This is a genomic window from Blautia sp. Marseille-P3201T, assembly GCF_900120295.1.
In the GTDB taxonomy this organism is placed as follows: Bacteria; Bacillota; Clostridia; order Lachnospirales; family Lachnospiraceae; genus Blautia.
In genome coordinates this window covers 1057099-1076243 of the sequence record NZ_LT635470.1, presented here as the reverse complement: position 1 = coordinate 1076243, position 19145 = coordinate 1057099, and the positions used below count along the sequence as shown (strand labels likewise).

The following is a 19145-nucleotide window of genomic DNA, read 5'->3' as shown; positions in this document are numbered from 1 at the left end:
TAAAATCAATCCAATAAAAACAAAGTGAGGCAGAGTTATGAGAACATTTCAGAAATCATCAAAACTAGAAAACGTATGTTATGATGTAAGAGGACCGGTTTTAGATGAAGCAAACCGTATGCAGGAAAGTGGTATTGACGTTTTAAAACTGAATATTGGAAATCCTGCGCCATTCGGATTCTCAGCCCCGGAAGAAGTGATTTTAGATATGATATATACGCTTCGGGATTCACAGGGTTATTCAGATTCCAAGGGGATTTTTTCTGCGAGAAAAGCGATTATGCAGTATTGTCAGATTAAAAAAATTCCCAATGTGACAATTAATGATATTTATACGGGAAATGGTGTCAGTGAGTTAATTAATATGGTGACACAGGGACTCTTAGACAATGGCGATGAAATCTTAGTGCCGTCACCTGATTATCCACTTTGGACAGGCTGTGTTTCTTTAGCAGGAGGAACACCGGTACATTATATTTGTGATGAGCAGTCAGAGTGGTATCCTGATATTGAAGATATTAAGAGCAAAATAACAGATAAAACAAAAGCAATTGTATTGATTAATCCCAATAATCCTACAGGAGCAGTATATCCAAAAGAGCTTTTGCAGGAAATTGTAGAAATCGCAAGAGAGCATGAGCTGATGATTTTCTCTGATGAGATTTACGACAGACTGGTGTTTGACGGAATTGAACATACTTCCATTGCTTCTTTAGCACCGGATGTATTTTGCATTACCCTAAACGGACTTTCAAAATCTCATATGATAGCAGGATTTCGATGTGGCTGGATGGTGTTAAGCGGTGCGAAGGAAAAGGCAAAAGGTTATATTGAAGGCTTAAATATGCTTTCTAATATGCGTCTTTGTTCCAATGTTCCGGGACAGGCAATTATTCAGACTGCTTTAGGTGGTTATCAGAGTGTAAATGAATATTTAATGCCGGGGGGCAGAATTTATGAGCAGAGAGAATATATTTATAACGCAATTAATGACATCCCCGGATTATCTGCAGTGAAACCAAAAGCAGCGTTTTATATTTTCCCGAAAATGGACACAAAAAAATTCAACATTTTAGATGATGAAAAGTTTGCTTTAGATCTTTTAAAAGAAAAGAAGGTACTTATTACACATGGAAAGGGATTTAACTGGGGAGAGCCGGATCACTTCAGAATTGTGTATCTGCCAAGTGTAGAGGAATTGAGAAAGGCAACGGGAAAATTAAGAGACTTTTTTGCAGGATATCATCAGAAATTATAAAGAAAAACGAACGTTATAAACAGAACTGTCACATGAAGAAATAATCGAGTGGCAGTTCTTTTCTCGTTATATAAGAAATTAAATTAGCTGACTAATAAATATCATGTGACTTATTTCTAAAAAAAGTGTAAAATATCAAAAATCTGCTTGATATTTCATAACTTCTGCCATAATATAAGTTAGTCGACTAAATAATATAGCGAAAACTTCGTATTCACTGTATGAAGGAAAGGAGCATAAAAATTAAAATGGAGAAGGATGACAGTCTGCATGGAAAATTTGTGCAGCTTACCCATCTGTATTACAGAAATACATTTAAGATTTTAAGTGAAACAGGCATTCATCCCAAGCAAATTCCACTGCTGATTTTATTGGATAAGCGGGATGGTATGAGCCAGAAGGAAATCTCAGAAGAACTGCATATCAGCGCCCCTACCGTGGCAGTTTCCATGAAGCGTATGGAGAAAGCAGGGATTATTGAGAGAAGAAATGATGAGCATGACCAGAGAATGGTGCGTATTTATCTTACGGCACAGGGAAAGAAAATGATTGAAAAATCCAGAAAATGTGTGGAAGAAAATGAAAAAATGGTCTTTTCCGGTTTTTCAGAGAGTGAAATGTGTCTCATGAAACGCTTTTTTGACCAGATGATTAAAAACTTGGGCGGAGATGATAAGCACCATTGTTGTATGTAGGCAGTAAAGGAGGACACTATGTTAAAAATGTTTCATTATATGAAAGAACGATGGCATTACATTGTAATGATTATCCTTCTTTTATTTGTTCAGGCATTTTGCGATTTGTCTTTGCCGGATTATACATCTAAGATTGTAAATGTAGGAATTCAGCAAAAAGGCGTGGAAGACGGAGTGCCAGAGACCATTGAACAGAAAAATTTGGAAACACTGCTGTTGTTTATGGAGCAGGAGGAACAGGATACGGTATTAAACGCTTATGAAATAGAGGATGAGCAGTATCGGTTAAAGAAAACCACAAAAGAGGAAAGAGAGGAACTCAATAGCATTTTGGGTATTCCGGAGCTGATTGCAGGCAGTATGAAGGAAGAGGAGCTTCAGGCAGCAGCGCAGATGCCCAAGGAGCAGAGAGAAGCTTTTTTAGAAGATGCCAGAGCAAAGCTTGAAGAAATTCCGGACTCTATTATTACGCAAAAAGCCGTAAGCTTTGTGCAGGAGGAATATAAGCAGCAGGGGCAGGATATGGATAAGCTCCAGACGAATTATATTTTATTCAGTGGTTTAAAGATGCTGGGACTGGCATTTCTTGCCATGGCAGCAGCCGTTATGGTTACCTTCTTGTCTTCACAGGTTGCGGCAACATTGGGAAGAAATTTAAGAAACAGTGTTTATCGCAAGGTGATTTCTTTTTCAGGAGAGGAATTAAACCATTTTTCCATTGCTTCTTTGATTACCAGAAGCACCAATGACGTGCAGCAGGTACAGATGCTCTTTACCATGCTGTTTCGTATTGTTCTGTATGCGCCGATTTTAGGAATTGGCGGTGTATATAAGGTGTTCCAGACAGACGCATCCATGACATGGATTTTAGCGCTGGCAGTGGTTGTGATTACACTGTTTGTTTTCCTTGTTTTCAAGCTGGTTATGCCGAAATTTACAAAGCTTCAGTATTTAATTGACGAGTTGAACCTGGTAGCAAGAGAAATCCTTACCGGTGTGCCGGTTATTCGAGCTTTCAGTCGAGAAAAGCATGAGGAAGAACGTTTTGAGGATGCCAATGCAAAGCTGACAAAAACCAATCTTTTTGTAAACCGCTGTATGACATTTATGATGCCGTTTATGATGCTTTTGATGAATGCCATTACCGTTTTAATTGTGTGGAACGGTTCTCATGCCGTAGACGCGGGCAATATGCAGGTAGGTAATATGATGGCATTTATGCAGTATGCAATGCAGATTATTATGGCATTTCTGATGATTACTATGATGTCTATTATGATACCGAGAGCCAATGTAGCGGCAAAACGTATCAATGAAATTATGGAAACAGAAGTCAGCATTAAAGACGAAGAAAATCCGGTGCAGCCGAAAGAAGAACAAAAAGGTGAAGTGGTCTTTGAACATGTGGGCTTTGCTTATCCCGGTGCAGACGGAAATTCTCTTACGGATATTAGTTTTTCTGCAAAAAGAGGAGAAACGGTTGCGTTTATCGGAAGTACAGGAAGTGGCAAGAGCACGCTGGTAAATCTTATTCCGAGATTTTTTGATGTGACAGAAGGAAGAATTTTGGTAGACGGTGTGGATATCCGACAGATGCCGTTGCATGAATTAAGAGAACGAATTGGCTATGTACCGCAAAAAGGTGTGCTGTTTTCCGGCACTATTGACTCCAATATCCGTTACGGAAAAGAGGCTGCCACAGAAGCAGAAGTACAAAGAGCAGCTGAAATTGCGCAGGCATGGGATTTCATAGAAGAAAAAGAAGACGGTGTGCAGTCAGCCATTGCACAGGGAGGAACCAATGTTTCCGGCGGACAGAAGCAGAGATTGTCCATTGCAAGAGCCATTGCAAAAAATCCGGAGATTTATATTTTTGATGACAGCTTTTCTGCATTGGATTATAAGACGGATGTAGTATTGCGAAGGGCATTGAAAAAAGAAACAAAGGATGCCACTACACTGATTGTAGCACAGAGAATTAGTACCATTCTTCATGCAGATAAAATTTTAGTTCTGGATGAAGGTCATGTGGTAGGACAGGGAACTCATAAGGAGCTTTTGAAATCCTGTGATGTATATCGCCAGATTGCCATGTCACAGTTATCAGAGGAGGAATTAGCCGATGAGTAATGGAAGACCAAGAGGACATGGAGGACACATGTCCGCAGAAAAAGCCAAAGATTTTAAGACAGCAATGAAAAGGCTGTTAAACTATATGAAGCGTTACAGACTTCAGCTTGCCGTGATGATGGTATTTGCAGTGGGAAGTACGATTTTCAACATTGTAGGTCCTAAGGTTTTGGGAAAGGCAACCACCGAGCTGTATGAAGGTCTTGTTTCCAAGATAAGCGGAGGAGCAGGCATTGATTTTGGAAAAATCGGTGAAATTCTTCTGTTTGCGTTGGGCTTGTATTTAATCAGCTCTGCCTTCTCGTTTATTCAGGGCTTTATTATGACGGGAATTTCCAATCAGGTTACTTATAATCTGAGAAAAGACATTTCCGTAAAAATCAATAAAATACCTTTGAAATACTTTGAGAGCAGAACACACGGAGAAATTTTATCACGTATTACCAATGATATTGATACCCTGCAGACCAGTATTAACCAGAGCTTTACCCAGTTGATTACCTCTGTTACCATGCTGATTGGTGTTCTGATTATGATGCTATCCATTAACGTATATATGACTGTGGCGGCAATTCTGATTTTGCCGATTTCCATGATGATTATCGGAAAAGTCATGAAACATTCGCAGAAATATTTCCAGCAGCAGCAGAAATATCTGGGAGAAGTCAACGGGCAGGTAGAAGAAATTTACAGCGGCCACAATGTAGTCAAAGCATTTAACAAAGAAGAAGATGTTATCCGTGAATTTGAGAAAACCAATGAAAAGCTGTATACCACAGGATGGCGTTCTCAGTTCTTCTCAGGAATGATGATGCCGATTATGCAGTTTGTGGGAAATCTGGGATATGTTATGGTAGCTCTTTTAGGTGGATTTTTAGTAATTAAAGAAAAGGTTATGGTAGGTGATATTCAGGCATTTTTCCAGTATATTCGAAACTTTACTCAGCCTATTCAGCAGATTGCGCAGGTTACCAATATGCTTCAGTCATCTGCAGCAGCGGCAGAGCGTGTCTTTGAATTTTTAGATGAGGAAGAAGAAGACCAGACAGCAGAAAATCCTGTGGATATCACAACCATAGAAGGAAATGTAGAAGCCCGTCACGTTGCGTTCGGCTATCAGCCGGAGCATTTGATTATTCACGACTTCAGCGGTGACGTGAAAGCAGGACAGAAGGTTGCCATTGTAGGACCGACCGGAGCAGGAAAAACTACCATGATTAAGCTTTTAATGCGCTTCTATGATGTAAATTCCGGTGAAATTCTCATTGACGGTCATAACATTAAAGATTTTAACCGCATTCAGTTAAGAGAATTATTCGGAATGGTATTACAGGAAACATGGCTGTTCCACGGAACAATTATGGAAAATATCCGCTACGGACGTTTGGATGCCACGGATGAAGAGGTTATTGCAGCAGCAAAGGCAGCGCATGCCCATCACTTTATTATGTCCCAGCCGGGAGGCTATCAGATGGTTTTAAATGAAGAGACCAGCAATATTTCACAGGGACAGAAGCAGCTTCTTACCATTGCAAGAGCGATTTTGGCTGACAATAAAATCCTGATTTTAGATGAGGCAACTTCCTCCGTAGATACCAGAACAGAGGAACGTATTCAGGCGGCTATGGATAACCTGATGAAAGGCAGAACCAGCTTTGTCATCGCACACAGATTATCAACCATTCGTGATGCAGACTTAATTCTGGTTATGAAAGACGGAGATATTATTGAACAGGGAACACATCAGTCCCTTTTGGCAGCAAACGGATTTTATGCAAATCTGTATAACAGTCAGTTTGAAAAAGCGGAAAGCATATAAAGAAAATATAGTAAAAAATGGAGAAAAGATAGTTTTTTTATCTTTTCTCTATTTTTTTGCAAAAAAGGGCCCGAAATAAAAAAAGCTCTCGGTATTATATAGTAAAAGACGAGAGGAGGTTTTTCTATGAGTCAGGAAAAGCAGACAAAGCTTTCTGTATCCAGAAAAGAAGTAAAATATTTGCTGTCATTGCAGGACCGTTTATTTTTATTAGATGCCCTTGACCATATCTTAACACCGGACGCTTACGGAGGATATGACGGCTATACCGTACGTAGTGTATATTTTGACAGTATTACAAATGAGGACTATATAGATAAGAAAAGAGGGGCAGATGAAAAAAAGAGAATTCGTGTGAGGATTTACCATACGGAGGATGCCACAGCGAAATTTGAACTGAAAAGGAAAAGCTTTGGAAGAGAACTAAAGGAGAGCTTAGTAATATCCAGAGAAGATGCGCAGCGGCTTTTAAAGAGAGATTTTACAGCGCTTTTAAATTATGACAGCGATGTGGCAGGATACGCCTATGATTTGATGACAAGCAGGCTGTACCGCCCTGTTTCCCTTATTGAGTATGACAGGAGGGCATACACACACGAGAATTTTAATACCAGAATTACGCTGGATAATCATTTAAGGTATTGTGATTTTTGCTATGACTTATACAGTGATAAATTAAATTTTAAATCAGCCATGCCAAAAGACCAGACAATTTTGGAAATCAAATACGACCGATTTTTATTTAAACAGATACAGGATGTGTTGGCACAATGCGACTTGAGTAAAAAGCCTCCCAGCAAATTCGGAACGTCAAGGCAGCTTTTAAAAGAATATTATTATTAACGGAAAGGGTGAAAAACATGAATGGAAATATAGAATTGGCAATCAGTATTGTATTTACACTTTTTACAGGAGGTTTGATGATGCTTGTGTATCGTTTTTGCCACGATGCACTGACCTATAACAGGCGGTTTAATATTACACTTTTGATGCTGGCATTTGTTTCTACAATTTTACTGACTTTAATTCAGGACAATCCTATGCTGTCCTTAGGCGTGTTGGGTTCTTTATCTATTTGCAGAATTCGAACCAATACAAAAGACCCTAGGGATTTAGGATTTGTCTTTTGGGCATTGTCCATTGGAATTTCTTCGGCAGTAGGTGCATTTGCAGTTTCCTTTGTCAGTTCCTTGCTGTTGGGTACGGTATTGCTGATTTTTAATCACAGCTTTGAGCGGAAAAAATCCAGAATGGTGATTGTACGTGGGGAAAAGCAGACCTTAGAGCCTGTACAGGAAATGCTGGGACAGGCGCAGGGCAGCTCTGTGCAGAGTAAAAATGTATTTGCAGATACCTTTGAACTGGTATATAAGGTGCGAGTAGAAGAAAAGGAGGAAGAAAATCTGCTGTGTAAAATCAGCAAAATGGAAGGTATTCACGGCGTAAATATTTTATCGCCGAAGACAAAGGTTGCATAAGAGCAGGAGGGCATTATGAAATATAGATTAGGATTGTGTGTGGGAATATTATTTTTCAGCTGTCTGTTGTTTGGATGCAGAGAAAAAGAAGAAAAATTTGAAGGAACCTTGACGATTTCTTTTATCACAATAGGAAAAGGAGACGCTTTTTTAATCGAAACACCGGATAAAAATTTTTATATGTGGGATACAGGAAAAAAGGAAGACAGAGAGCAAATTTTGGCAGTGCTTCAGAAAAAGGGAGTAAAAGAGCTGGAAGGAATTTTTCTCTCCCACGGACACAAGGACCATGCTGGAAATTTGGAGATGCTGTTACAGGAATATTCGGTAAAAAAGCTTTATCTGTCAGGGAAAGATGATGTTTCGTATAAAAAAACAGATGCAAAAGCTCTGGCAAAGGAATACGACGTATCGGTTACAGAGCTGGCAGGCGGAGAAGCCCTTGACTTGGGAGGTGCAACCGGAGAAATCTGGCTTCCCGATAAAACAAATTATGAAAATGAAAACAATAATTCGGTAGTAATGCGTTTAGTTTATGGGAAAACAGCTTGCCTTTTTACAGGAGATATGGAAGAAGAGGAAGAAGCAGAGTACCTGTCAGAAAATCGAAAAATTTCTGCAAATATTTTAAAGCTGGGCCATCATGGAGAAGAGGATGCAACAAGTCCTGCGCTTTTAAAACGAGTAAATCCGGAATACGGAATAATTACCGGAAATGCAGAAGAAAATCCGGAGTCCGTAAATACCAAAACGCAGGAAAATTTAGAAAAATGCGGTGTAAAACCATATTATTCAGAGGGAAATCAGCTTGGTATTGATTTTATTTTAGATGGAAAAGAAGTAAATGTTTGTTTGATTGAGAAAGAATGAGGTGGCAATATGAAAGAAATATTTAATATGATTAACCAGAAACCCGAACCTATAACAATTTTAATCAGTCTTGCGGCAGCGTTGCTCCTTTCTGTGATTTTGTATGGCGCATATCGGCTGGCAAATACCAAGGAAAGCTATCAGCCCCAATTTGCCGTTACCTTAGTGACAATGGCGCTGATTTCTACGGTGCTGATGGATTTGATACAATCCAATCTGGCGTTGTCTCTGGGGATGTTGGGCTCACTTTCCATTGTACGTTTTCGTACCAATATTAAAGACACCCGAGATATCGGATTTATTTTTTGGTCTATGGCAATCGGTTTGGCAGCGGCTACTCAGAGTTATTTTATCGGTGCAGCCGGTTCTCTGATACTGGCATGTGTGATGATTGGAACAAAGAAAAGAGCGGCAAAGCAGGCAGCCATGCTTATGGTAATTCGAGGCAGTCATACGGATTTGGACAAAATGCAGGAGTTGGTAAAAGAACAGACAGAAAGTGTAAAGATTAGAGCAAAAAATATTCTGGCAGAGTCTTTTGAGATTGTTTATGAGGTACAGCTTCCTGAAGAAAGAGGCAATCAAATCATAGAGGCAGTTTTTGGCATGGGAGGTATTGACAGCGTTAATCTTCTGGCTCAAAATAGTTAAGAAAATATACGGCAGGAAAACGGAAAAGGAGTTACCATGGGGCAGGAAGAAGAAATCAGTATAGAAAATATAGAATACCTGATTGAAAAGTATATGGCTTTTTTGATAAAAACAGTCAGCAGCTTTACAGGACGTTATATTTCTATTGAAAATGATGAAGAGTTTGAAATTGCACTTTTGGCATTTACAGAAGCCATAGAAAAATATCAGCCGGAAAAAGGTGTATTTTTAGCTTTTGCAAAGCTGGTAATTGTCAGCAGATTAAAAAATTATGTGGAAAAAGAAAAGAAGCACGAAAAGGTGGTGTCTCTGGATGCGCTTTATGAGACAGGGCAGGATTTTCAGGCAGAAGAGGCAGAGGAGCAGGATAATCATCTGAAACAGGAAATTTTAAAATATCAAAAGGAGCTTCTTTTCTTTGGGCTGACCTTTGAAAAACTGGCAGATGAAGCGCCTCGCCATAAGGATACAAGAGAAACAGCTTTAGATGCAGCCGAAAAAGCAGGAAAGGATGAAGAAATCGTAGAAGAAACGTACAGAAAACGAAAACTTCCCATACGAAGGGTAGCTGTTCTGGCAGAGCTTACAGAGAAGGTAATCAAACGAAGCAAAAGCTTTATTCTTGGCGCAATGATTATTTTTGCAAAGGAATTTCCAAGTCTTTTGTATTGGATAAGGGGAACGAGGTGTAAAAATGTATCATAAAGTGATTATTTTGGAAATAAAAGACGGATACGCATTAGCAATGACAGAAGATGGGGAGATTATTCGTATAAAAAAGAAAGCGGGAATGAAAGTAGGAGCTGCTGTCTATGTGCTGGAAGAAGATCGGTACAAAAAGGTGCGGACATTGCAGTGGCAAAAAGCAGCAGCCATTGCGGCAGCTATCCTTCTTTGCATCACTTCTTTGCTGCTGCCACAATTTAGCCAACAGGTATATGCTATGGTGGAATTAGAAGGTGTAAAATCAGTCAGCGTGAAAATTGATAAAAATTATAAAATTCAAGATGCTTATTCTTACGATGATACCGTGTCTTTAAAAGCCTTAAAGGATTTAGAAGGTCAAAAACTTCAGGATTTAAAAGAAATCGCAGAAGAACTCCGTGATGCGGATGGTAGCTTGACAGTTGTTTACGCAATGTATAAAGAAGACGAAAAGGTTTCAAAAGAACTTGAAGAAGCTTTACAGAAAATTTTCGGAAACGAGAATGTAACTTATATGAAAGGAAAAATAGAAGAAATTCAAGAACCTGATAAAAAACAAAAAACAGATATTATCACGGGAAAGAAAATCATAGCAGAACCAAAACCGGCAGAGGAAGATGACGAGGAGAATACAGAAACGGATATAGAAGATGCAGAGGAGCCGGAAAATGAAGAAGATGAAAGCTTTTCAGAGGAGGATGAACCTGACAGTGAGGAGACGGATATAGAGCCGGAAACAGAAGAACCGGAAGAGCCGGAGGTGACGGAACAGGAAAATAAGAAACCGGAGACGTCGGCACAGGAAAATCAAGAACCGGAGGATACAGAGGAAGAAGAACAAGAAGAAACGGAAGACGAGGAAGACTAAGAAATAAAAATGACACATTAGGAGATTGCGCTGTTGCGCAATCTCCTATGAAACAAAAAATATTGATACATTTTTAGCGAATTTGTCGAGCACACTTTGAGATTACAAGCTCAAAGCGAGCGCAGACTGAGCATAAAATGTATCAATATTTTTTTCATGAAGTTATGAAAAATTATTTTGTAACCATAGTTGTGATTTCTTCACAAATCTGAGAAAGCGATTTTCCGTCTGTGGAAATGAGAATATCGGCAGCCATGTGGTAGCGTTCTTCTCTTTCTTTCATCAATTTTGTGATATCGTCGATATTTTTCTTTCCGTTTAAAACAGGGCGGGATTGGTTATGCTGCACTCTTTTTAAAATGGTTTCCGGTTTTGCAGTGAGAAGAATAACAGTGCCGTGCTTTTTCATTGCCTGAATATTTTCGTCACGCAGTATAATTCCGCCGCCGCAGGACAGAATTCCTTTTTCTTCTTGGAGAAGCTTTTTTAAAAGCGCTGTTTCTAAATCACGAAAGTAAGCTTCTCCTTTTTCCTGAAAAATATTGGAAATTTCCATTCCCTGTTCCTGAACAATCATTTCATCCATTTCAAAAAACGGAAGTTCTAATTGTCTGCTTAACTGGCGGGCAACGGTGCTTTTTCCTGTTCCCATAAAACCAATTAAGATTAAATGTTGCTTTTGCAAAGAGTTCATATAAAATCCAGCCTTTCTGTGATGTTGTTTTTATTTGTTGTTTCTTCTGCGTTTCTTTCCGAGAGATAAGGACAAGACACCCGCAGAACCGGCAAACATGGAGCCAAGCAGACCTATATTTGCCATATCAGCTGTTTTCGGAGCTGTTTTTTTCTCGGTTTTCTTTTCCTTTATGGTTACTTTAATGGTCTTTTCCACAGAAGTGCCGTCTTTATCTGTAACCTTATAGGTAACAGAATAAGTTCCTGCCTTGGAGGTGTCCACATTATTTTTTATTACGTTATCCTTGGTAAGCTTCAGCTTTCCGTCTTCTTTATCGGTTGCGGTTACTTTGTCTAAAGGATTAAACTTATCGCCGACCGTCAATGTGATATCTTTTGCATCGATAACAGGCGGTGTGTTGATTTTGGCAGGTTTTGGATTGACGGTTATGGTGATTGTTTTTTCTGTTGAAGCACCGTTTTTGTCCGTAACCTTATAAGTGACATGGTAAGTACCTGCTTTTGCAGTGTTTACGTCATTTTTTATTACATTGTCATTGGTAAGTTTGATTTCGCCGTCTTCTTTGTCGGAAGCAGCTGCGTAATCCAAAGGATTAAAGGTATCGCCAACGGTTAATGTTATGTCGTTTGCTGTAATTGTCGGCGGGGTATTTGCAGCAGCTTCTTTTTCCCAAAGGGCATATAATGTAATATCCTTTGTCACAGGTGTGGTAAAATCATAAGGATTTGAAAATTCCTTATCCAGATACCATCCTTTAAAAAGGTATCCATCTTTTGTAGGAGCCGATGGTTCTGTAGCTGTTTTTCCATTGGCAATAATCTGGTCTTCTACAATACTTCCACCCATAGTGTCAAACTTTACAGTACAGTCATTTACAGCAGTAATTTCAGTATAGAATGTCCAATGGGTTGGTTTGTTGTTATTATCTTTTCCTGCCTGTAAGATTGTTTGTTTATCGCCGGCAGGTATGGTAAGGATACTTGTATCTTTGTTAAAAGAGGAGTGATTTTCCTTTGCCAAAACGTTGATGAGGGCAGGAGAAATCACTTTACTTAAATCTACGGATTTACTGCCATCTGGATTTACTGTGTAAAATCCATCCAAGTCAATAACCATATTGCCGGTATGATAGGATACAAGGTTACAGCCGACATATTTTGTCATACCGGCTGAGATATAAACTGTTTCCTGGCTGACAGAGTGGTAACCGACTTCTAAGCTATCGCAGCCTCTAAAATCAAGAGTAGTGAGTTCGAGATTGCCATGATAGTCTATTTCACGAAGCTTTTTGAAATTGGAAACATCAATGGAAGACAGATGATTACTGTAACAATCCAAAATTTCCAAATTCGGTAAATCAGAAAGGTTTAGAGTAGTCAGTTTTTTATTAGATGTTATCGAGAGCTTTGTTAATTTTTTTAGTCCTTTTAAGGAAAAAGAGGACAAATTAGAATTATAGATGCTGAGAGTCTGTAATTCTGTAAAGTATTCAATTCCCTTTGTATCTGAGATGTCTAAACTGGAAAGCATCATAGAGGTCACGCTATTGATTTCAGCTTGTGTTAAAATACCTTTTGAATTGTTTTCCTTGTCAATTTTATTTTCTATATATTTGCGGAAAACGGCATCAGGAAAGTTTTTCTCATCAATAGAAATACCTGTTGGTTTTTCCTGAGCTTCGGGAGTTGTTGCGGGTTCTTGAGCTTGCGGTTTTTCCTGAGCTTCAGGAGTAGTGGTCGGCTCTTGAGTTTGCGGTTTTTCTTGAGCTTCAGGAGTAGTAGTCGGCTCTTGAGTTTGTGGTTTCTCTTGAGCTTCAGGAGTAGTAGTCGGCTCTTGAGTTTGTGGTTTCTCCTGAGTTTCGGGGACTGTTGAAGGTTCTTGAGCTTCCGCTTTTTGACCTTCAGTTGCAGTTGCTTCTTCTGTTACAGTTTGCTCTTGCGCTAATGTGGTGGTAGGCATTCCTGTAAGTGCAGTTGATACACCAAAAATGATTGCAGAACTGATTGCTGCTATTTTTTTCGCTTTCATAAAAACAACTCCTTTCATCTTATATTTGTATATAAATTATACCATAAATGGAAGGAAAGGGAACTAAAATTTGCAGAAAATAATAGATTTTTAGAAAAGTTTTCTTGTTATATACGGTCCAATGCGGTAAAATATTGTAAAAAGTATAGATTGATAGGAAAGAGGGGATTTGTTTATGAATTTATTACAGATAATGCAGAATAGAAGAAGTGTAAGAAATTATACAGGAGAAAAAATCCCAAAGGAAAAACTGGATAAAATTTTACAGGCAGGACTTTTATCAGCGTCAGGAAGAAATAAAAAACCATGGGAATTTGTGGTAGTGCAGGAGAAAGAAACACTTGAAAAACTGTCTCACTGCAGAGTCGGAGCAGCAAAGATGTTGAAAAATGCCGGCTGTGCAATTTTGGTATTTGCAAATCCGGACAAAACAGATGTGTGGGTGGAGGATTGCTCCATTGCTATGAGCAATATGCATTTAATGGCAGACAGTCTCGGACTTGGAAGCTGCTGGATACAGGGAAGACTGCGGGAAGCAGAAAACGGAGAAAGTACAGAAGCATATTGCCGCACATTATTAAGTGTACCCAACGAGTATGTTTTAGAGGCTATTCTTTCCATAGGGATTTTGGAAGAACATCCGAAAGCGCATACTTTGGAAGAATTGGAGAGGGGAAAAATACATTATGAAGCTTATTAAACCAGATAAGAAGTATGCAGAAAGTTATTATAGGGCAGCAGAAATATATAAAGAAAAGAATATCAAATTATATGAATTTTTTGATATGCCTTTTGAGCAGATGGCAAAATACACAGAAGATATGGAAAAGGGAAAAAACTTGCCAAATGGCTGGGTTCCTGCTACCTGTCTTTGGTTTGTAGATGAACAGGAATTTTTGGGTGAAATAAGCATTCGCCATGAACTTACAGAAAATTTAGAACGACTGGGCGGACATGTAGGTTATGGTGTGCGATATGATAAATGGGGGCAGGGAATTGGAACGGAAATGCTTCGGCAGGCCATTCTTTATATTAGGAAAAATTTGCCGTTAAAAAAAATATTGCTTACCTGCAAAGATGATAATTATGGTTCTATCGCTGTTATTGAAAAAAATGGTGGAGTGATGCAAGACAAAATAGAGAATGTGGTAGATGGGAAAAAGAGATTGACGAGGAGATATTGGATAGAGATATAGAAAAAGATTAGAAAATATAAAGAAAAACATTCTTTATTTCTTCTTAAAAAGCTGATAAAATATAATTATCAGAAAACTTTAGCAAGGAGGGATTTTTATGGAGAAAAGGATGTTTAAGGTGTACGCGAAAAGCGATGAAAAAATCCAGTTAAAGGTTATTCCAGGACATTTTGTAACTTCACAGTCTCATATTACTCATTATTTGGACATGACTACTATGAAAACAAGATGTGCGGAAGCTGGTAGAATTGCCGCTGTATTAGCAGAGCGATATGAAACTACAACTCCGGTAGACTCTATTATCTGTCTGGACGGACTTGAAGTTGTAGGAGCATTTCTGGCAGAAGAGCTGGCACAGGCAGGAGTGCTTTCCATGAATGCACATAAAACCATTTATATTGTAACTCCTGAATTTCATCAGAATGGTCAGATATTATTCCGTGATAATGTCCAGCACATGGTAAGAAATCGAAACGTAGTTATTTTAATGGGTTCCATTACCACGGGGGAAACACTTCGCCAGTGTATGGAAAGTGTTTTGTATTACGGAGGAAAAATTCAGGGTGTATCATCTATTTTCAGTGCGGTAAATAAAGTGGTAGGAATTGACATTAATGCAGTTTTCCACAAACAGGATATTCCAAATTATGAGTCCTATCATGCACAGGATTGTCCGATGTGCAAGAGACATGAAAAAATTGATGCCATTGTAAACGGATATGGGTATTCTAAATTGTAAACAAAGAGAGCTGTCGCATTAAATACATATTCAGAATTTTTCTGAACGATATTTAACGTGACAGCTCTGTTTTGTGATTTTTATGTTTTACAAATCCCAATCAATGTCATTATGAGAAATTGTTCCATTTTCTTTTCTATCTTGTCTTCCCTCTAATAGAGCAGCCAGTTCATCTGGTTCTGGCTCAACTTCTGGAATGAATTTGATAATAACCTTATAGAGTACATCAATATCGCTTTCAGGTACTAGTTCAATTAGATTTTTTAACGTTTCCAGACTCATATTTAAAACCCCCTACAATCTTTTATATGCCTGACCTCGTGGGATAATATTTTCGATGTAAATAATATCGTTTTTCATTGAAAAAAGAATTCTTAAATCACCAACACGAAGCCTATAAGCTTCATTTATACCTTTTAATTTTTTAATATCACCTAAAGGGATTTTTTCAATTGCTTCTTTTAAGCGCTTTTTTCGTAAGTTTATCCGCAGAGTTTATATATTTTACTGCTTTTTTGCTGTATTCTATTTGTACTGCTTCAACCTTCTTTCTTTTATTATTATAATATCCCACTTTTTCATCCATAGCAATAGCGTAAATCATAAAAAAATTTCTGGCTATATTTTCCGTTTTCCTGTATACTGAAACCTATAAAAACACAGTGAATTTATGCAAAGTGAAAGAGGGGAGAAGAAAAGCTCCTTTTCTGGCAGTAAGAGCAATTACAGGTTGTACCGATAAAGAAGCAAAAGATAATTTTGAGGAAAACTGTAAAAAAGTATCGGAAAAGTCGGCAGAGTTTGTGAGACTGCTGTTAAAAAAGTGGAAAGAATAAGGAGAGAGGGGGAATAAGATGGAAGAAGCACTGAAATTCAGAAAAGGCGACCGCATTAAAATCGAAGGAGAACTTTATCAGGTTTTAGGGGGCATTGAGCTTGTAAACCGCAGTGACGGAGCCCGCTGGACAGAATATTATGTACAAAATCTTCAGAACGGAAAGGAACGCTGGTTAAGCGTGGATGAAATTTATGATGAGTATGCAATTTATACATCATGCGACAGTAAGGGATTTTCAGAAGAAGAATTGGATGCCCAAGGCTGGAAAAATGCAGACTCCGGTGTAGAAGAGGTGTTAGGCTGGTTTGGCAATGTGGACGCAGAGCAGGGGGAGAAAGCTTCTTATACAGAGTACGAAGACAGTACAGGGGAATATTTGATGTCCGTGGAACATTGGGACGGTGAAACAGAGTACGCAAAGGGCTATTATCTGGATAAAGATGAGATTGAAGTTGCCAGTGATTTGCAGCAGGCAGGAAATCGCCAGTTTCGTGTGGATTATAATAATTGCCAGCCAAGACATCCCCAGTCGGTGAAAAATAAGAAAAGAACTACCAATAAAATCATTGCATTAGTTCTAATAGCAGTCATGGCGTGGGGAATATGGGCAATTACCAGAAGTGTATCAAAAAAGGAAATTCGAAATTACTTGAAAGACTCATCTTTTTATTCTTATGAAACGTCCATTACTTCAGATTTGAATGAAGATGAGAAAGCGGATGTATATAGCACCCATCGCTCCATAGAAATGGCGGCAAAAGATATTATTATGGCGATTGATGGAAAAACCGAAGATGTACAGGAAAATACAGAGGATGAAAGTGTGGCAATTCTAACAAAGTATGAGTACTGTCTGGTGTATGAGAGCGAAGAAGGAAAAACTATGATACAGGTAAGCAGCAGGGCTTATACATATCAAAGTACCACAGACCCTTACCATGCCACACCTACAACATCAAGGCATTATCATAGTTTCTACTATTTCAGGGGATTTTCAAGAGATGCTTCCAGATATAACAATCGGGCAAGTGGTTATCAGAATTACAGTGGCACAGCGCCTGAGTATAATTACTCAGATACATATCAGAATTATTCTAATACGGTGCGTCAGGGGAGTACAGGCACAAGAACTTCTTCCGGAGGCGGAACTGGTTTTGGAAAATAAATAGAAAAAGATGGAGGACTATTTTATGGAAGAATTATTGTTAATTGTTATTTATTGTGTACTGGGAACCGGTTTGATGCTTTTAGGAAATATGGTGGTGGACTGGGTAATTCCCTGTCACTTTCCCACAGAAATTAAAAAAGGAAATGTGGCTGTAGGATGTGTGACTGCCGGTATTTCTGTAGCTATCGGTATTATTATTAAGGCAGCCATTATGTCTCCGCAGGCGGCAGTAGTGGAGGAAAGCATTTTAGAAGGCGTGGCGTCTACGGTTTATTATTATGTAATTGGACTGATTTTCTGTATTATCGGATATTTTATTACGCTGCTTTTAAACCGTAAATATGATTTGAATAAAGAAATCGGTGACGGAAATCCGGCGGCTGGTATTATGACAGCCGGTATTTTTGTAGGACTGGCAATTGTAATCAGTGGAGTAATTATGTAATGCAGGAAAAGAAATTTTCATACAGACGTTTAATGTTTACAACTTTTGTGATTTCCGGCTGTTCCATGGTGTATGAACTTTTAATCAGTTCTGTAAGTTCCTATCTTTTGGGAGACAGCATTTTGCAGTTTTCCATTACCATAGGACTTTATATGTGCGCCATGGGACTGGGTTCTTATTTATCCAAGTTTGTAAAGGTACAATTATTTGACTGGTTCATTTTCGTGGAAATCGGCGTGGGAATACTGGGAGGAACCAGCTCCATTTTGCTGTTTCTTGCAAATGTATATTTAGAAAGTTATTCCCTTGTCATGTACAGTGAAATTATTTTAATTGGTGTATTGGTTGGACTGGAAATTCCTCTTTTAACCAGAATTATTGAGGAAAATGCAGGGAATTTGCGTATTACCCTGTCCAGTATTTTCAGTTTTGACTATATTGGCGGATTGGCAGGTTCTATTGCTTTTCCACTGCTTTTGCTTCCCCAGCTGGGATATTTTTCTACGGCATTTTTAGTAGGAGCAATGAATTTGGGAATTTCTCTGTTTATTTTGTATTCTTATCGCCAATACATAAGAAGAACGGTTCTCTGGAAGGTGATGATTTATATTGCCGGTGCAGGAATGATACTGGGAATGTTGTTTTCAGAAAATCTGGCATCGAGTATTGAGCAGGGATTGTATCGTGATAAGATTATTTATTCGGAACAGACACCTTATCAGAAATTAGTGCTTACCAAGCATAAAGATGATGTGCGTCTTTATATTAACGGAAATATTCAGTTTTCTTCTTCTGATGAATATCGTTATCATGAGGTTTTAGTCCATGTGCCTATGTCAGCGGCAAAGAAACGGGAAAAGGTGCTGATTTTAGGAGGCGGAGATGGGCTTGCCGTGCGTGAAGTGCTGAAATATAAAGAAGTACAGCAAATTGATTTAGTGGATTTGGACGCAGGGGTAACAGAGCTTTGTAGAAGTCATAAAGATATTAAAAAATTAAATGAGGGCTCTTTAGACAGCCCTAAATTAAAGATTTATAATGAAGATGCCTATGAATTTCTGGAGAATAATGCTGGAAAAAGGACTTATGATGTTATTTTGGTAGATATGCCTGACCCCAACAGTGAGACTGTAAATAAATTGTATACGGATTTATTTTATCGCCTGTGCAGCCGTAATCTTTCTGAGGAGGGAGTTATGGCTGTTCAGTCTACCAGCCCTTATTATGCCGGAGATGCTTTTTGGTGTATTCATGAAACCGTAAAGCAGGAGCTGCCCTTTGTATATCCTTATCATGTGCAGGTTCCTTCTTTTGGAGACTGGGGATTTCAGCTGGCATCCAAAACAGAGATACAGACTGAAGGTTTGACCTTGCAGCAGGAGGGAAAATTTCTGACACAGGATAATCTGCAGGGGATTTTTCTTTTTGGAGAGGATGAACGTTCCCAAAAGGAACTGGGGGTAAATTCTTTGTCAAGTCCGAAGCTTTTACAGTATTATCTGGAAGCAGAGAAAAATTGGGAATAAAGTAAATGAGACAGTACCCTAGGAGAACAGGGCA

General features: G+C 38.6%; 20 protein-coding genes. 17 read left to right on the top strand and 3 right to left on the bottom strand.

The features are described from left to right. Window positions 1–37: 37 nt before the first annotated feature. The 10 genes from BQ7352_RS13580 to BQ7352_RS13535 all read left to right on the top strand — a co-directional run bounded on the left by BQ7352_RS13580 (window position 38) and on the right by BQ7352_RS13535 (window position 10474). Window positions 38–1258 (top strand): aminotransferase class I/II-fold pyridoxal phosphate-dependent enzyme, encoded by a 1221-nt coding sequence (locus BQ7352_RS13580; RefSeq protein ID WP_072449703.1) that lies wholly within the window; start codon window positions 38–40, stop codon window positions 1256–1258. A 248-nt stretch (window positions 1259–1506) separates the two neighbouring features. Next, window positions 1507–1953 carry a MarR family winged helix-turn-helix transcriptional regulator gene (locus tag BQ7352_RS13575; RefSeq protein WP_242948593.1) on the top strand — a complete coding sequence of 149 codons (447 nt, stop codon included), beginning with the start codon at window positions 1507–1509 and terminating at the stop codon, window positions 1951–1953. Between the two features lie 18 nt (window positions 1954–1971). Continuing rightward, window positions 1972–4083, top strand: coding sequence for an ABC transporter ATP-binding protein (locus BQ7352_RS13570; protein WP_072449701.1), 2112 nt, complete (start codon window positions 1972–1974; stop codon window positions 4081–4083). Continuing rightward, complete coding sequence (locus BQ7352_RS13565; protein WP_072449700.1) at window positions 4076–5902, top strand: ABC transporter ATP-binding protein; 1827 nt, start codon at window positions 4076–4078, stop codon at window positions 5900–5902. The genes BQ7352_RS13570 and BQ7352_RS13565 overlap by 8 nt, the downstream gene beginning before the upstream one ends. A gap of 126 nt (window positions 5903–6028) precedes the next feature. Next, a complete protein-coding gene (locus BQ7352_RS13560; RefSeq protein ID WP_072449699.1) occupies window positions 6029–6745 on the top strand; it encodes a polyphosphate polymerase domain-containing protein in 717 nt (238 codons plus the stop codon). 17 nt (window positions 6746–6762) lie between these two features. Beyond that, entirely contained in the window at window positions 6763–7380 is a 618-nt protein-coding gene (locus BQ7352_RS13555; protein ID WP_022239103.1) for a DUF4956 domain-containing protein, read from the top strand. A 15-nt stretch (window positions 7381–7395) separates the two neighbouring features. Next, window positions 7396–8250 (top strand): ComEC/Rec2 family competence protein, encoded by an 855-nt coding sequence (locus BQ7352_RS13550; protein WP_072449698.1) that lies wholly within the window; start codon window positions 7396–7398, stop codon window positions 8248–8250. A 9-nt stretch (window positions 8251–8259) separates the two neighbouring features. After that, the gene (locus BQ7352_RS13545) at window positions 8260–8901 is read left to right on the top strand and encodes a DUF4956 domain-containing protein (RefSeq protein ID WP_072449697.1); all 642 of its coding nucleotides are present in this window, start codon (window positions 8260–8262) and stop codon (window positions 8899–8901) included. Window positions 8902–8937: 36 nt separating this feature from the next. Further along, a complete protein-coding gene (locus BQ7352_RS13540; protein ID WP_072449696.1) occupies window positions 8938–9606 on the top strand; it encodes a sigma factor in 669 nt (222 codons plus the stop codon). Next, window positions 9596–10474, top strand: a complete 879-nt coding sequence (locus BQ7352_RS13535; protein ID WP_072449695.1) for an anti-sigma factor domain-containing protein — start codon at window positions 9596–9598, stop codon at window positions 10472–10474. The genes BQ7352_RS13540 and BQ7352_RS13535 overlap by 11 nt, the downstream gene beginning before the upstream one ends. A gap of 172 nt (window positions 10475–10646) precedes the next feature. On the opposite strand, the gene BQ7352_RS13530 is transcribed toward BQ7352_RS13535, so the two are convergent. Next, window positions 10647–11168: a shikimate kinase gene (locus BQ7352_RS13530; RefSeq protein ID WP_072449694.1), complete on the bottom strand. Its 522-nt coding sequence runs from the start codon at window positions 11166–11168 to the stop codon at window positions 10647–10649. A gap of 30 nt (window positions 11169–11198) precedes the next feature. Then, complete coding sequence (locus tag BQ7352_RS13525; RefSeq protein ID WP_242948592.1) at window positions 11199–13199, bottom strand: immunoglobulin-like domain-containing protein; 2001 nt, start codon at window positions 13197–13199, stop codon at window positions 11199–11201. A 175-nt stretch (window positions 13200–13374) separates the two neighbouring features. Here BQ7352_RS13525 and BQ7352_RS13520 point away from each other — a divergent pair, with 175 nt between their 5' ends. From BQ7352_RS13520 to BQ7352_RS13510, 3 genes are all read left to right on the top strand, one after another. After that, complete coding sequence (locus tag BQ7352_RS13520) at window positions 13375–13899, top strand: nitroreductase family protein (RefSeq protein ID WP_072449692.1); 525 nt, start codon at window positions 13375–13377, stop codon at window positions 13897–13899. Continuing rightward, entirely contained in the window at window positions 13886–14395 is a 510-nt protein-coding gene (locus tag BQ7352_RS13515) for a GNAT family N-acetyltransferase (RefSeq protein WP_072449691.1), read from the top strand. The genes BQ7352_RS13520 and BQ7352_RS13515 overlap by 14 nt, the downstream gene beginning before the upstream one ends. Window positions 14396–14492: 97 nt before the next feature. Continuing rightward, window positions 14493–15134 carry a phosphoribosyltransferase gene (locus BQ7352_RS13510; protein ID WP_072449690.1) on the top strand — a complete coding sequence of 214 codons (642 nt, stop codon included), beginning with the start codon at window positions 14493–14495 and terminating at the stop codon, window positions 15132–15134. A gap of 87 nt (window positions 15135–15221) precedes the next feature. Here the strand turns inward: BQ7352_RS13510 and BQ7352_RS13505 are convergent, their stop codons facing one another. Next, window positions 15222–15416 (bottom strand): hypothetical protein, encoded by a 195-nt coding sequence (locus tag BQ7352_RS13505; RefSeq protein WP_072449689.1) that lies wholly within the window; start codon window positions 15414–15416, stop codon window positions 15222–15224. Between the two features lie 395 nt (window positions 15417–15811). Here BQ7352_RS13505 and BQ7352_RS14465 point away from each other — a divergent pair, with 395 nt between their 5' ends. Genes BQ7352_RS14465 through BQ7352_RS13485 form a run of 4 tightly spaced genes read left to right on the top strand, consistent with a single transcriptional unit; the run spans window position 15812 to window position 19111 of the window. Continuing rightward, window positions 15812–15970: a 5'-methylthioadenosine/S-adenosylhomocysteine nucleosidase gene (locus BQ7352_RS14465; RefSeq protein ID WP_143143402.1), complete on the top strand. Its 159-nt coding sequence runs from the start codon at window positions 15812–15814 to the stop codon at window positions 15968–15970. Between the two features lie 18 nt (window positions 15971–15988). After that, complete coding sequence (locus tag BQ7352_RS13495) at window positions 15989–17137, top strand: DUF4178 domain-containing protein (protein ID WP_072449688.1); 1149 nt, start codon at window positions 15989–15991, stop codon at window positions 17135–17137. A 25-nt stretch (window positions 17138–17162) separates the two neighbouring features. Continuing rightward, window positions 17163–17585 (top strand): DUF350 domain-containing protein, encoded by a 423-nt coding sequence (locus BQ7352_RS13490; RefSeq protein WP_072449687.1) that lies wholly within the window; start codon window positions 17163–17165, stop codon window positions 17583–17585. Continuing rightward, the gene (locus tag BQ7352_RS13485; RefSeq protein WP_072449686.1) at window positions 17585–19111 is read left to right on the top strand and encodes a polyamine aminopropyltransferase; all 1527 of its coding nucleotides are present in this window, start codon (window positions 17585–17587) and stop codon (window positions 19109–19111) included. Before BQ7352_RS13490 ends, BQ7352_RS13485 begins: the two co-directional genes overlap by 1 nt. The last annotated feature ends 34 nt before the right edge of the window (window positions 19112–19145 follow it).

Excerpts from the sequence above, each read along its gene's own strand:
- BQ7352_RS13560 (WP_072449699.1), top strand. The coding sequence starts at position 6,029 with ATGAGTCAGGAAAAGCAGACAAAGCTTTCTGTATCCAGAAAAGAAGTA.
- BQ7352_RS13535 (WP_072449695.1), top strand. The coding sequence starts at position 9,596 with ATGTATCATAAAGTGATTATTTTGGAAATAAAAGACGGATACGCATTA.
- BQ7352_RS13545 (WP_072449697.1), top strand. The coding sequence starts at position 8,260 with ATGAAAGAAATATTTAATATGATTAACCAGAAACCCGAACCTATAACA.
- BQ7352_RS13485 (WP_072449686.1), top strand. The coding sequence starts at position 17,585 with ATGCAGGAAAAGAAATTTTCATACAGACGTTTAATGTTTACAACTTTT.
- BQ7352_RS13550 (WP_072449698.1), top strand. The coding sequence starts at position 7,396 with ATGAAATATAGATTAGGATTGTGTGTGGGAATATTATTTTTCAGCTGT.
- BQ7352_RS13580 (WP_072449703.1), top strand. The coding sequence starts at position 38 with ATGAGAACATTTCAGAAATCATCAAAACTAGAAAACGTATGTTATGAT.
- BQ7352_RS13520 (WP_072449692.1), top strand. The coding sequence starts at position 13,375 with ATGAATTTATTACAGATAATGCAGAATAGAAGAAGTGTAAGAAATTAT.
- BQ7352_RS13555 (WP_022239103.1), top strand. The coding sequence starts at position 6,763 with ATGAATGGAAATATAGAATTGGCAATCAGTATTGTATTTACACTTTTT.
- BQ7352_RS13510 (WP_072449690.1), top strand. The coding sequence starts at position 14,493 with ATGGAGAAAAGGATGTTTAAGGTGTACGCGAAAAGCGATGAAAAAATC.
- BQ7352_RS13565 (WP_072449700.1), top strand. The coding sequence starts at position 4,076 with ATGAGTAATGGAAGACCAAGAGGACATGGAGGACACATGTCCGCAGAA.
- BQ7352_RS13570 (WP_072449701.1), top strand. The coding sequence starts at position 1,972 with ATGTTAAAAATGTTTCATTATATGAAAGAACGATGGCATTACATTGTA.
- BQ7352_RS13490 (WP_072449687.1), top strand. The coding sequence starts at position 17,163 with ATGGAAGAATTATTGTTAATTGTTATTTATTGTGTACTGGGAACCGGT.
- BQ7352_RS13505 (WP_072449689.1), bottom strand. The coding sequence starts at position 15,416 with ATGAGTCTGGAAACGTTAAAAAATCTAATTGAACTAGTACCTGAAAGC.
- BQ7352_RS13530 (WP_072449694.1), bottom strand. The coding sequence starts at position 11,168 with ATGAACTCTTTGCAAAAGCAACATTTAATCTTAATTGGTTTTATGGGA.
- BQ7352_RS13540 (WP_072449696.1), top strand. The coding sequence starts at position 8,938 with ATGGGGCAGGAAGAAGAAATCAGTATAGAAAATATAGAATACCTGATT.
- BQ7352_RS13495 (WP_072449688.1), top strand. The coding sequence starts at position 15,989 with ATGGAAGAAGCACTGAAATTCAGAAAAGGCGACCGCATTAAAATCGAA.
- BQ7352_RS13515 (WP_072449691.1), top strand. The coding sequence starts at position 13,886 with ATGAAGCTTATTAAACCAGATAAGAAGTATGCAGAAAGTTATTATAGG.
- BQ7352_RS13575 (WP_242948593.1), top strand. The coding sequence starts at position 1,507 with ATGGAGAAGGATGACAGTCTGCATGGAAAATTTGTGCAGCTTACCCAT.
- BQ7352_RS13525 (WP_242948592.1), bottom strand. The coding sequence starts at position 13,199 with ATGAAAGCGAAAAAAATAGCAGCAATCAGTTCTGCAATCATTTTTGGT.